Source organism: Rhodococcus sp. NPDC057135, assembly GCF_042670865.1.
GTDB lineage: Bacteria > Actinomycetota > Actinomycetes > Mycobacteriales > Mycobacteriaceae > Rhodococcus_F.
This window is the reverse complement of record NZ_JBHUUU010000008.1, coordinates 260,417-272,620: the sequence shown is the minus strand read 5'-3', so window position 1 is coordinate 272,620 and position 12,204 is coordinate 260,417. Positions and strand designations below refer to the sequence as shown.

Here is a 12,204-nt window from a genome sequence, read left to right as displayed (position 1 = left end):
CGCTGGAGTGCGCACCCTGTATCGGTGACTCGTGCGTCGGTGACCATTGTGTCGATTGTGCTCAACGCGCGCCGTTCGTTCTACCCGGGGTACTAAGTCAGTCCTTGACCGTCACGTTGATCGGGACAAATGCAGCCGTCCGAGCTCGCTCGGCCCCTGACGTCGTCGCACCACTGTCAGGTCCACGATCCGGGCCGGGCGGCCCCCCGAGAAATTCGTCGAGAATCTCGCGAAGTAACGCAAGGAATGCTGCTGCCTGACCCGCGAGAAATGCCAGCAGTTCGTGGTGCTCACCGCGAACCAGTGCAGCGAGGGCGCACACCGGGCACCAACTGCAGCCGCTGAACACCGGCTGCGCGTCCGCTGAACCGGGGTCGTCCCCCAGGTCGGTGGCCGTCGTGGCAGTGGATGCTGCGCCGGTGGATGCTGTGGCAGCCTTCTGCAACATCGGTTCCAGACGTGTCAGAACGGTATCCGCCAGCGCGCGAAATTCCGCGACGAGACGCTCGTGCTCTTCGCTCATACCGGCCACACCGCGGGATCCGGGCTGAACCGGATGATCAGGTAACTGCCGTCCAACTCCGCCCCGTTCACGACACAACGACGCAGCACCGACGCCAAACGAACTCTGCGTCGCACGCCGTCTGCTCCCACCAGCACATCGTCCTCCACCCGGCCCAACGACAACGACGACGGATCCACGAGCGGAAGGTACATCCGCATCACGTACACCGAATCGACTCCGGCCCCCGACTCCAACGAGACCACGATGTTGTCCACGGTGTCGACGGTGTCGACGGTGTCGACGGTGTCGACGGTGTCGACGGTGTCGACGGTGTCGAAAGTGCCCGAATCCGTGCCCGTTCCACCCGCGAACGTGGCCGCGATCTCGCCCAGAGCCGCCAACCCTACCGGTTCGACGCGGGCGCGTTCGACCGTTGTGACGGACATTCCATCGGTTGATCCACGCAATTCGTCGACGACGAGTTCTTGTGACGCCCGGATCGAAGCGAGCCACAGCGCCGCCGGCGAATCGTCGACGCCCTCCTCTGCTGGCGAGTTGAACTGCGGGACAAGGTTGTTGACCACAATCTCGTCCACTCGCAATCCTGCGAGTGCCAGCCCTGACAACGTCCGACGAGTCGCCGCGACCGACACGCCATCCGCCGACGTCACCACACGCACGCTGGTGTTCTCCCGATCCGAGAGGTGCACTGCGATTCGATCCACCGACGCGAGCACCCGTTCGATGACGGACACGAGCAAAAGCAATCGCATGTCCGTGCCCGTCACGGCGACCATCCGCCTGTGCCGCGGCCACAATCGCTCGAGATACTCCGACACCATCGACGGCGACCCGAGGATCCTCAGCGCTTCGGCTGCGGCCGGACAGTCCACGATCACCAGGTCGTAGTCGCCGCTGTCCGAGAAGTCGACGATCTCGGAGAGCCCGAGTATGTCCTGGACGCCCAGGGATCCCGTCAACTCTTCCGGTTCCAACCCCTCGAACGACGAACCGTGTTCGTGATCTCCCGCTCCGAAATTTCCTGCAGCATCGATCAATCCCGACAATCCTCGGAATTTTTCCTCGAGGAGCGCCGAAGTGTCGAGATGCCGGACGTCGAGGTGTTCGGCGAGAGACGTCGTCGTTCGCGGATTCGGCACGCCCAGGACGTCCGCGAGAGAACCTGCCTGATCGATCGACACCAGGAGCACTCTCGCCCCGTCGGCCGCAGCCGACACAGCAGTCGCTGCGGCAAGCGTCGTCGTGCCTACTCCGCCTTTACCGACGAACAGTTGGACGCGCGATCGTTGCTCCGGCACTCAGCCCTCGACTCGCTTCTTCAGTTCTTTCAGAGCTGTGTCGGTGATGATCTTCTCGGCCTTGCGCTTGAACAGACCGATCATCGGAATGGTCAGGTCGACCGTCAACTCGTAGGTGACCGACGTGGTGCCGTTCGGGCCGGGCTCGAGTGTGTACGAACCGAATTGGGACTTCTGGATCTCACCCGAGATCAGCTCCCAGCTCACCGCCATACCGTCCGGCGCCCACGAATACTGCAGTTCGTAGGTGTCCTTCACCATTCCCGCGTCGAGGACAAAACGCACTCGGTCCGCGCGGCCGCCCTGCCCCGGCGCCGTCACCTCGACGGACTTCGCCGCGGCCACCCATTCGGGGTACTGCGCGAAATCGGCGATGACGTTCATCACGGCGTCGGCAGGGGCGTCGATGCTGATCAACCCCTTGGTCTTCTCGGCCATACGACTGCGCTACCTTCCTTCGTCAAGAGTCCAGAACCTGCACTGCTTCGATTATCAGTCCGGTGCCACTCCGGCGGCACGCCCTGCTTCGAGTTCGCGCTTGAGCTCGAAGGACATGACCTTGCCGTCGACCCGACGCTTTCGGTTCATCCCGGCGAGGTCGAGGCTCGCCAGATCGGACGGGGATACGCCGACCGGTTCACAGTGCAGGAAGTAGTGCGCGATCGTCCCGTCCATGACCGGTTCGAGCCACACCTCCATGGTGCCGACCAGCTGACCGGACACTCCCCAGCGAAATCCTGCGGGGCCACGATCTTCCCGGACTTCGAGCGCAAGATCACTGAACCAGCGACGCCACCGCGCACGCGAGGACAACAGTTCGGCGACCCGCTCGGGCGGGGCGGCGATGAAAGTCTGGTCTGCGACCTGAATGCTGCTCACCGAAGTAGCTTCACATATCGCGTCGGCGAAGCGTCGAGGGGTGTCGCACCACTGCATACCGGACAGACTGTAAGCCTGGCCACAACTGCGTCGGACATGCGACTACAGTAGGAGACGAAAACCCTACTCGTCAGTATTTCGCAGTGTCGGAGGTATTTCGTGCCTGAGTTCAGCGCACCCCAGACGTTCACCATTCCCGAGGATGCCTCCGCGGTCGACTCGGTCTTCGCCTTCGCGAAGACGAAGCCGGCGGCGGTTGTCTACAAGCGCAAAGTCGGAAATGCATGGGTCGATGTCACTGCAGGCGAATTCGCCGCTCAGGTGACGGCCGTCGCCAAGGGGCTCATCGCGATCGGCGTCAAGCAGGGCGACCGCGTCGGCCTCATGTCGGCGACTCGCTACGAATGGCCGCTCGTCGACTACGCAATCTGGGCAGCCGGTGGCGTGACGGTTCCGATCTACGAAACCTCCGCAGCCGAGCAGGTTCGTTGGATTCTCGAGGACTCCGAGGCAATCGACCTCATCGTCGAGAACGACACGCACGCCGCCACCGTGAAGGATGTCGCTGCAGCCGCACCCGCGCTCCGCTCGGTCTACCAGATCGATGCCGCGGCGGGCGGTAAAGGTGTTGTCGAGGAACTGACCGCACTGGGTGCCGACATCTCCGACGAGGACGTCCGCGCCCGCGACGCCGCACTGAAGGCCTCCGATCCCGCAACCCTGATCTACACCTCGGGCACCACAGGCCGACCCAAGGGTTGCCAGCTGACGCACTCCAACCTCATTGCCGAGTCGAAGGGCATCCTCGACTCCAACCTCGGCACGCTGCTCAAGACTCCCGGTGTTCGCACCCTGATGTTCTTGCCGCTCGCGCACGTTCTCGCTCGCGCAGTCAGCATCGCGTCGTTCGATGCCGGTGCAACGCTGGGGCACACGAGCGACATCCCGAACCTCGTTCCGACGTTCGGTGAGTTCAAGCCCGACTTCATCCTCTCGGTGCCGCGTGTATTCGAGAAGGTCTACAACAGCGCACGTGCCAAGGCGCACGGCGACGGCAAGGGCAAGATCTTCGACGCGGCCGCAGACACTGCGGTTGCCTGGAGCGAGGCCCAGGACAAGGGCGGCGCCGGCATCGTCCTCAAAGCCAAGCACGCCCTCTTCGACAAGCTCGTCTACTCGAAGCTGCGCGCTGCACTCGGTGGACAGTGCCAGCTGGCCATTTCCGGTGGCGCACCTCTCGGCGCTCGACTCGGCCACTTCTTCCGAGGTATCGGCGTCACGATCTACGAGGGCTACGGACTGACCGAAACAACCGCAGCGTTCGCCGTCAACACCATCGGCGCCCAGAAGGTCGGCTCCGTCGGAAAGCCCTTGGCCGGCAACTCTGTTCGCGTTGCCGAAGACGGCGAGATCCTCCTCTCGGGACCCGTGGTCTTCACCGGCTACTGGCGCAACGAGAAGGCGACCGCCGAGTCGATCGAGGACGGCTGGTTCCACACCGGCGACCTGGGCACCGTCGACAAGGACGGCTACATCACCATCACCGGACGCAAGAAGGAAATCATCGTCACGGCAGGCGGCAAGAACGTCTCCCCCGCTCAGCTCGAAGATTCCCTTCGAGCCCATCCGCTGATCAGCCAGGCCATCGTGGTCGGCGACCAGAAGCCCTTCATCGGCGCTCTCATCACCATCGACGCCGAGGCTCTCCCCGCCTGGAACGAGCGCAACAACAAGGCCGCGGGAACCACAGCTGCCGACCTGGTCTCGGACGGCGAACTGGTCGGTGAAATCCAGGACGCCATCGACGAGGCCAACAAGCTCGTCTCACACGCCGAGGCGATCAAGAAGTTCCGCATTCTTCCGGTCGACTTCTCCGAGGACACAGGCGAACTCACGCCCACGATGAAGCTCAAGCGCAACGTCGTGCACGAGAGCTTTGCCGCCGACATCGAAAAGATCTACGCCAAGTAGTTTTCCGGCAAGTAGGTCTCCGCCGCAGTGAACGGCCCGCACCGGATTCGGTGCGGGCCGTTGGCGTTCGAGTCCGCCGTAGCTCAGCCGAGGAGATTGCGCAGCTTCGAAGCGAGCGTGTCCCACTTCCATTCTTCGGCAACCCACGCCCGGCCGGCTGCTCCCATCGCGGCCGCTCGATCACGATCGGACAGAACCTCGATCACCGATTCGGCCACGTCACGAACCGAGGTGCCGTCGACCACGAGCCCGGTCTTGTTCTGCTGCACCGTTTCCGGGGCGCCACCACTGCGCCCGGCGATGACCGGAACGCCGGTCGCCGAAGCCTCGAGGTAGACGATTCCCAATCCTTCGACGTCCAAGCCGGCGCCTCGGGTACGACACGGCATCGCAAACACGTCGGCAATCGTGTGGTGAGCCGACAACTCCGCGGCGGGCACCGTGCCGGTGAAGACGACGTGATCGTCCATCCCGGTTTTACGCGCCAGTTGACGGAGGTGGTCTTCGTAGGGCCCACCGCCGACTATCACCAGTACCGCCCCGTCGATGCTCTTGCGAATGGCCGGAAGCGCCTTGATGAGTATGTCCTGTCCCTTGCGGGGCACGAGCCGCGACAAGCACAAGATCGTGGGCCGCTCCCCCAGCCCGTATCGCTTGCGCAGTTCTGGCCGGGCGACCGAGTCCGGGTGGAACACCGACGTGTCGACGCCCGACGGCAGGTGCTCGAGTGCCGCTTGCGGGCCGAAAGCCGCCGAGAACCGTCCACGGGTGTACTTGCTGACAAACGTCACCGCATCCGTGTGGTCACCGATCACGCGCAACGACTGCCGCGCACCGGGAATCATCGACCATCCGACCTCGTGGCCGTGGGTGCTCGCGATCACTCGGCTCGCCCCGGCGCGCCGAACAACCGGCGCCAACAATGCCAACGGCGCCGCCGCACCGAACCAGACCGACTCACAGTCGTGCTTCTTGACCAGCTTCGCGGCCCGACGAGCGACAAAAGGCGAGGGCAGCATCAGCGTCGTCGGGTGCCGAACGACCTCGAAAGGCTGTGCCGCGTCGAACTTCTTGTGCGAGTCGCCCCGCCACCGCGGCGCGTACACCACCAACTTGTCCGCCGGCAGGTGCCCTGCGAACGTGTGGAGATAGGACTGAATACCTCCGGGGCGAGGAGGAAAATCATTGGTCACCAAGAGGGTCCGGCGCATCCGTCCACCGTAGGGCACCCGGTTCGTCGAGACGTGACAAGGTCACCTCGCAGTTACGGACGACAGCGCCGCGAACGACCGAACCGCCGACTACTCAGCCCAGATGGCTGTTGGTCCAGTCGACCCATCCGGTTCGTAGTTCCTCGGTTCCGACGCCGAGCACCGCTCGGATCCGCGAGTCGAGGTCTTCGGCCGTCATCTTTCCGGAGGCCAGGGCCCGAAAGAGGTCGGTCAGCTTGGCCTCTCCGAATCGATCAGCGATGTACGCGTTGATCGACCACGCCGATTCGTACGCCAGTGAACTCACGACCGGTACACCGCCGAACTGCGTGTCGTCCGGAAACTCAGTAGGAGTGTCGCCGGCGCGTACCGCTGCTGCCAGAGTCGGCGCGATCTCGCCCCAGGCCCGCGAGGATCCGCGGTTGCCCGCGTATTCGGCGAACCCTTCCAACACCCACATCGGTGACCCGTCACGGGTTTTCGATCGGGCGGCTATGTGCATGAGTTCGTGGCGCAACACCGTTCGCCTGGTGATGTCGGTCAACCTCGAAGCCGCGGCAGGCGAGAAAACCACCCGCTGGCCGCTCACGTCGGAAGACCCGTCCGCCGTCGCATCCGCGACCGACACTGCGGCAATCGAAGCGCCGTCGTGATGGGAGCCGACCAGTGCGGTGAATTCCTCCGCCGATCCAGCCACCATGAGCACCGCTCGCTCGGACCACCATGGACCCCACAATTGCGTCGTGTTCTCGATGGCCGAGTCCACATCGGACGCCAAGGCATCGACAAACGCCTGCTGACCCGGATGCCCGATCACCAGCGCGTTACCCGCAGAATTTTCGGCGACGGCCAGCGGGCCGAAGTCCCAAGGGCCGTTCCAGGATTCGCCCGTCGTTCGGGCTCCGTCCAGTCCGACGATCGCCCCGTCAGCAAGAACCGACCACTGATCACCGCGTTTCGCTAGCGTCATGGACACGCCCTTGCGAGTGGGTAACGCGTCGACGCCGTCGAGGGCGTACCGCAACAGGACTTGCGCATTCCATACTTCGACGTCTCCGTCCGGCGCACCGGTTCGCGGCGCCGGAGTCAGGCCGCCGCTGGGAATCTCGTATCCCCAGTCGGAGAAGTCGAGCGCTCCCGCTGCGGTGGCTCGTCGAATTTCCGCTTCGAGCACACCGGGTGCGGCGGCATCGTCGACGAACTTCGCCAGCCCTGATGGATCGTCGGACATCTGCGCCGCAGCCCAGGCATCGAGAAAGGCCTGTACCTGAGCGGTTCGTTCGGCATCCTGCTCGCTGGCTGCATTTTCGTCGGAATCGGACCTGTTCGTCAGGAAGATCGTCAATCCGAGAACGAGCACCACGGCAACACCGAGTGCCACTAGAGCTGGGTACTCCCAACGGCGTTTTCGATCTGCGCCGACGTCGGGCGTCGTCATCGGTTCAGTCGGCACGGTGCCGAGTGTAGGAGAACTGGACTCGACGCTTCACGGCGGCTGGCCACACGTCGCCTGGACGTAGCAAGCCGTCAGTAACGACGCGCAGTGGAAAACTCCATGCCTGCCATCGACTGAACCTTTACCGGGACGCCGAACGTCGACGCATGCAGAATGTTTCCGTCGCCGGCGTAGATACCGACATGCGAGTTGTCGCTGTAGAAAGTCACGACGTCACCGGGCTGTAGTTGGTCCCTCGAGACCGGAACACCGCCCTGCGCCTGCGCTTGGCTCGAACGGGGCAGAGACTTCCCGATCTGCTTGTAGGCCCAGACCACCAGACCTGAGCAGTCGAACTCGTTCGGGCCGGTTGCGCCCCAGACGTACGGATCACCGATACGGGTCAGGCCTGCCTGGAGCGCCGCGGCGCCGGAACCTGGCGTCAAGTTAGCTAGAATTTTGCTGAGATCGACGTCCGGCGGGAAAGGCGTACCGCTCAGTTGGTTACGCTCGGCATCGGTGAGGTTCTGGAATGCCTTGGTCACATCGGCGATCTGCGTCTGCAGTTCACTCTGCTTGCGCTGCAAGTCGTCACTGAGTGCACGGGCTTGATCGGCGGCGGTTCGAGCCTCTTCGGCCGATCGCTTCGACGCTTCCGAGGCAGCACGCGCATCGGCAGTAGCTTGGTTGAACTGGGAGACCTGCACTGCGGCGTCGTTCGAGATCACGTCGAGCGCGGACATCTGATCGAGCAACTGCTGCGGCGAATCGCTCACCATCAAAGCAAATAGGCGATTGGTCCGCGCACCCTGGTAATTCGCTGTGGCAATGCGGTTTACCGCCGGAGCGAACTCGGCGACGCGTGCCGAAGCCGCGTCGAGAAGGCCTTGATCGGCTGCCGATCGCGCGTCCGCATCGTTTGCGACGCCCAGCTTCGCGTCGAGATCGATCTGCGCGTTGTGCAGCGCTTCGTTGGTCTGCTCGGATACCCGGGAGAGCTCACCCAGCTTGTCGAGTGCCTCGGTCGGATTGGTGATGACGGGGTCGGCACCGGCCTGCATCGAAGGCCCTGCGACGAGTCCGAACGCCAGCACTCCCACTGTAAATGCGGCGCGTACTCGACTGTTGTTTTTCGATGAAACCACGGAATGCAACTCTCCGTCTCGATGAAGCGACGTCGACCGGGACCGGTCGACGATCTGTTAGCTGGCTGTCAACTATCCACAGTACCTGTCTCGGCCGCGCAATGTCTCGGTAAGGTTACGGAACGGCATACGTTTGTGTCTACTCGCCGGTAGGCGTGTCGGGGTGAAGTACCGGCGGATTGTCGAGAAACCAAAAATGTGGGCCTCGAATCAGAAGATTCGAGGCCCACATTCGAAGATCCGGAGCTCCCCCGAGCTCCGCCGCCTTGCAGCGGCGGATCGTTCCGACTGCCTACCGGAGACAGCCGTCGAGCGTGATCAGAAATCAGTAACGGCGAGCGCCGTCGTACGGCATCGAGGACACCGGTGCGAGCTTCACGGGCTGACCAGCGGTCGACGCGTGGATGACATTGCCGTTGCCGGCGTAGATGCCCGAGTGCGATCCGCCGTAGAAGGAGATCACGTCGCCGACCTGGAGATCGGACTGTGCAACGGCAACGCCGGCTGCAGCCTGGTCGTAGCTCGTGCGAGGCAGGTTCAGGCCGGCCTGCTTGTATGCCCACTGGACCAGACCGGAGCAGTCGAATGCGTCCGGGCCCGATGCGCCGTACACGTACGGGGAGCCCAGCTTGCTCTCTGCGGCGCGAACTGCCTGCTCACCAACACTGGAGATGGGAGCGGCCGGTGCGGCCGGTGCGATGTCGGTGATGCCCGGGATGACCGGCAACTGAGGAATAGAAACGCCCGGAACCTCGAAGGTGCCGACGCCGGGGATCGTGATGGGGTCTGCCGAGGCAGGTGCAGCGGTGGCAGCAAATGCACCGACTGCGAGCGCGCCGGCTACTGCCAACTGCGCTGAACGCTTGAAACTCTGTGACGCCACTTAAGGGGTGCTCCATTTCTTCCATTCATCCGCCGACCGAGTTAGCTGACGGGTTCGGGCTGGGAAGATCAGCCCTACCCGCGTGGTCTGCAGCGATCGTGCGTGCTGCACCCCAGGCGGGATTCACCCCAGTGGAAACTTGGGTTCCCGGTTCGGGTTCCTCGCGGAGATCCCGATTAGGCGGTTCCTGACGATGCCGGTCCTGTTTGGTCCGGCAAGACTTCGTTAGGTCTCAGGAAGGTTACGAAATGATCGCGACGATGTCGACCGCTTCGTGACAATCGCGCCCGATTCGCCGGAAATCGTGCTGCCGCGCCCGCGATACTCCCAACGGGTCACGAAGAGATAACAACAGGTCTGTTCGGCGAGGCTCACCTGGCCCGCAAACCTGCGCTTGCTACCCACTGGCAAGGGTCACCAAACCCGACAATCCGATCTTCCATGCAGTTCAACGCCGATTACTTGAAACTAGAACCTGTTTCGATCAATCCAGCATTTCCGGCGGCTGATCGTCGTAGCAACAACCTCACGAATCGCCCTACCGGCAAGTAGGTGCGAGGCCGCATTCGCGAGTTCCCACCGCAAGTGTGATCCTCGTCTCTCATACTTTTGTCGGGGGTCAATCCGCTGCTTTCCCAATGGAAGTCGGAGTGAGCCGGATTCCGCGTCAGCACTCGCCAATTCCTGTCGGGGGGTCCTTCTACTGTCTGCGATGTGAGTCCCGCCTCGGCCCGAGAATTTCCGTCTCCGCCCCTGTTCTCCGACGGGGAGAAATTCGACGTCGGGCGGCAACTGAGCTTCGACGAGTTGGACACACCGCTGAGCGAGACAACATTTGTCGTCGTCGACCTCGAGACCACAGGTGGAAGCGCCGACCAGGACTCCATCACCGAAATCGGCGCCGTCAAGATCCGGGGTGGCGAGGTCCTCGGTGAAATGGCCACACTCGTCGACCCCGGCCGGTCGATTCCGCCGTACATCGTCGAGCTGACCGGAATCACCACGGCCATGCTGATCGGCGCACCGCCGATCGAGCGTGTCCTGCCTGCATTTCTCGAGTTCGCCGAGGGCGCGGTGCTGGTGGCACACAACGCGCCGTTCGACATCGGTTTCCTCAAAGCAGCGGCGTCACGCAGCGCACGCCCGTGGCCGGCATTCCGTGTCCTGTGCACCGTCAAACTCGCCCGACGGGTACTCACGCGCGACGAAGCACCTTCGGTGAAGCTCTCCGCACTCGCCCATCTCTTCCAAGTGACCACCCAGCCGACGCACCGGGCTCTCGACGACGCGCGTGCGACCGTCGACGTCCTCCACGGACTGATCGACAGGGTCGGGAACCAGGGCGTCCACAGTTACAGCGAACTCGTCGACTACCTGCCCAATATTTCCTCGCATCAACGGGCCAAACGGTCCTTTGCCGCCGACCTGCCGAGAAACCCCGGCGTCTACCTTTTCCGAGGTCCTTCGGACGAAGCCCTCTATATAGGAACTGCTACCGATCTACGACGCCGCGTCCGCAACTACTTCACCGGTTCGGAGACGCGCGGCCGTATGAAGGAAATGGTCGCGCTGGCCACTCGCGTCGACCACGTCGAGTGCGCGCATGCTTTGGAAGCCGGGGTCCGCGAACTGCGCCTGCTGAGCGCGCATGCGCCGCCGTACAACCGCCGCTCCAAGTTTCCCAAGCGCGGTTGGTGGATCACCATCACGGACGAGGCATTCCCGAGATTGTCCGTGGTTCGCACGCCGACGGCCGATTCGATCGGCCCGTTCACCTCTCGCGCCGATGCAGTAGACGTCGCCGAAACGGTCGCAGAGTTCAGTCGTCTACGCACCTGCACCAAGCGACTGGGGCGCGGCGCCGTCCACGGCCCTGACTGCCCCGCTCGCGAATTGGGAGCGTGTCCGGCCTCCTGGGCCCCGGAAATCACTGCAGAGGACTACGCGGCGGCCCCTGAGGCTGTGCGTGGTTTCTTCCGGGGGACCAACGACGCTCCTCTACAAAAGATGCAGGCGCGGATCGACGAGCTGTCCGCACACGCGTTGTTCGAGAATGCTGCTCGTCTGCGTGACCGAACCGTCGCAGTCGCTACCGCAGTGCGGCGCACACAGCGGCTCGCCGCAGTCGCGGCGATCGAACAACTCGTTCTCGCCCGCCCCACGGGGGACGGCGGCTGGGAGCTGTCCGTGATCCGCTCCGGACGGCTCGCCTCCGCGGGACTCGCCGGGCGCGGAACACACCCGATGCCCGTCGTCGACGCCATCACAGCGGCGGCCGAAACCGTGTTGCCGGACGACGCCCCGTTTCGCGGCGCCTCGCCCGAAGAACTGGGACTGATCGCCAGATGGCTCGGATCGGACGGTGTCCGAATCGTGTCGGCGACATCCGGCTACGTCGAACCGGTGGGCGGCGCCGGCAAGTGGGAAGCCTGGTGCCGACTCGCGCGAGCCGGTACCGAATCCGAACATCGATGACGTAACGGCGGGGCGGCACCCCTAAGCTCGATCGAAACCACCGGGTCATCACAACCCGCCGGGAAATCGAGGAGAGAAATGATCAACGCCATCGTCATGATTCACGCCGAGTCCGCCCGGATCCCGGAAACCGCTCAGGCCGTCGCCGACCTGTCCGGAGTGACCGAGGTTTACTCGTGCGCAGGTGACGTCGACTTGATCGCCATCGTGAAAGTACGTGACCACGCCCAGATCGCCGACGTGGTCACCGGGGGAATCAACAAGGTGCCCGGCGTTCTCCGAACCGCCACACACATTGCATTCCAGTCGTTCTCCAGCGCTGACGTCGAAGCCGGTTTCTCTCTGGGCGAGTAGCCCGTCGACCGAGCCTGATCGACGCCT

At 63.6% G+C, this 12,204-nt stretch carries 11 protein-coding genes and 1 riboswitch; of the genes, 3 read left to right on the top strand and 8 right to left on the bottom strand.

What is annotated here, in order from left to right; genetic code table 11:
- Nucleotides 1–97: 97 nt before the first annotated feature.
- The 4 genes from ACFT1A_RS17650 to ACFT1A_RS17635 are packed head-to-tail and all read right to left on the bottom strand — an operon-like array spanning nucleotide 98 to nucleotide 2,703.
- Complete coding sequence (locus ACFT1A_RS17650; protein WP_378448010.1) at nucleotides 98–523, bottom strand: hypothetical protein; 426 nt, start codon at nucleotides 521–523, stop codon at nucleotides 98–100.
- Nucleotides 520–1,824 carry an ArsA family ATPase gene (locus ACFT1A_RS17645; RefSeq protein ID WP_378448009.1) on the bottom strand — a complete coding sequence of 435 codons (1,305 nt, stop codon included), beginning with the start codon at nucleotides 1,822–1,824 and terminating at the stop codon, nucleotides 520–522. The genes ACFT1A_RS17650 and ACFT1A_RS17645 overlap by 4 nt, the downstream gene beginning before the upstream one ends.
- On the bottom strand, nucleotides 1,825–2,262 hold the full coding sequence (locus ACFT1A_RS17640) for an SRPBCC family protein (protein WP_378448008.1): 438 nt from the start codon (nucleotides 2,260–2,262) through the stop codon (nucleotides 1,825–1,827).
- Nucleotides 2,263–2,316: 54 nt separating this feature from the next.
- On the bottom strand, nucleotides 2,317–2,703 hold the full coding sequence (locus ACFT1A_RS17635) for a polyketide cyclase / dehydrase and lipid transport (RefSeq protein WP_378448007.1): 387 nt from the start codon (nucleotides 2,701–2,703) through the stop codon (nucleotides 2,317–2,319).
- Nucleotides 2,704–2,862: 159 nt separating this feature from the next.
- On the opposite strand from ACFT1A_RS17635, the gene ACFT1A_RS17630 reads away from it, so the two are divergent.
- The gene (locus tag ACFT1A_RS17630; protein WP_378448006.1) at nucleotides 2,863–4,674 is read left to right on the top strand and encodes an AMP-dependent synthetase/ligase; all 1,812 of its coding nucleotides are present in this window, start codon (nucleotides 2,863–2,865) and stop codon (nucleotides 4,672–4,674) included.
- Nucleotides 4,675–4,757: 83 nt separating this feature from the next.
- On the opposite strand, the gene ACFT1A_RS17625 is transcribed toward ACFT1A_RS17630, so the two are convergent.
- The 4 genes from ACFT1A_RS17625 to ACFT1A_RS17610 all read right to left on the bottom strand — a co-directional run bounded on the left by ACFT1A_RS17625 (nucleotide 4,758) and on the right by ACFT1A_RS17610 (nucleotide 9,348).
- Entirely contained in the window at nucleotides 4,758–5,885 is a 1,128-nt protein-coding gene (locus tag ACFT1A_RS17625; protein WP_378448005.1) for a glycosyltransferase family 4 protein, read from the bottom strand.
- A 94-nt stretch (nucleotides 5,886–5,979) separates the two neighbouring features.
- Entirely contained in the window at nucleotides 5,980–7,338 is a 1,359-nt protein-coding gene (locus tag ACFT1A_RS17620) for a peptidase MA family metallohydrolase (protein WP_378448004.1), read from the bottom strand.
- A 74-nt stretch (nucleotides 7,339–7,412) separates the two neighbouring features.
- Complete coding sequence (locus ACFT1A_RS17615) at nucleotides 7,413–8,465, bottom strand: C40 family peptidase (RefSeq protein WP_378448003.1); 1,053 nt, start codon at nucleotides 8,463–8,465, stop codon at nucleotides 7,413–7,415.
- Between the two features lie 325 nt (nucleotides 8,466–8,790).
- On the bottom strand, nucleotides 8,791–9,348 hold the full coding sequence (locus ACFT1A_RS17610) for a C40 family peptidase (RefSeq protein WP_151531771.1): 558 nt from the start codon (nucleotides 9,346–9,348) through the stop codon (nucleotides 8,791–8,793).
- Nucleotides 9,349–9,362: 14 nt separating this feature from the next.
- A riboswitch (cyclic di-AMP (ydaO/yuaA leader) is annotated at nucleotides 9,363–9,541 on the bottom strand.
- Nucleotides 9,542–10,101: 560 nt separating this feature from the next.
- Here ACFT1A_RS17610 and ACFT1A_RS17605 point away from each other — a divergent pair.
- Entirely contained in the window at nucleotides 10,102–11,823 is a 1,722-nt protein-coding gene (locus ACFT1A_RS17605) for a DEDD exonuclease domain-containing protein (protein WP_378448045.1), read from the top strand.
- Nucleotides 11,824–11,901: 78 nt separating this feature from the next.
- A complete protein-coding gene (locus tag ACFT1A_RS17600) occupies nucleotides 11,902–12,177 on the top strand; it encodes an Lrp/AsnC family transcriptional regulator (RefSeq protein ID WP_003941677.1) in 276 nt (91 codons plus the stop codon).
- Nucleotides 12,178–12,204 lie beyond the last annotated feature (27 nt).

Excerpts from the sequence above, each read along its gene's own strand:
- ACFT1A_RS17650 (WP_378448010.1), bottom strand. The coding sequence starts at position 523 with ATGAGCGAAGAGCACGAGCGTCTCGTCGCGGAATTTCGCGCGCTGGCG.
- ACFT1A_RS17640 (WP_378448008.1), bottom strand. The coding sequence starts at position 2,262 with ATGGCCGAGAAGACCAAGGGGTTGATCAGCATCGACGCCCCTGCCGAC.
- ACFT1A_RS17625 (WP_378448005.1), bottom strand. The coding sequence starts at position 5,885 with ATGCGCCGGACCCTCTTGGTGACCAATGATTTTCCTCCTCGCCCCGGA.
- ACFT1A_RS17600 (WP_003941677.1), top strand. The coding sequence starts at position 11,902 with ATGATCAACGCCATCGTCATGATTCACGCCGAGTCCGCCCGGATCCCG.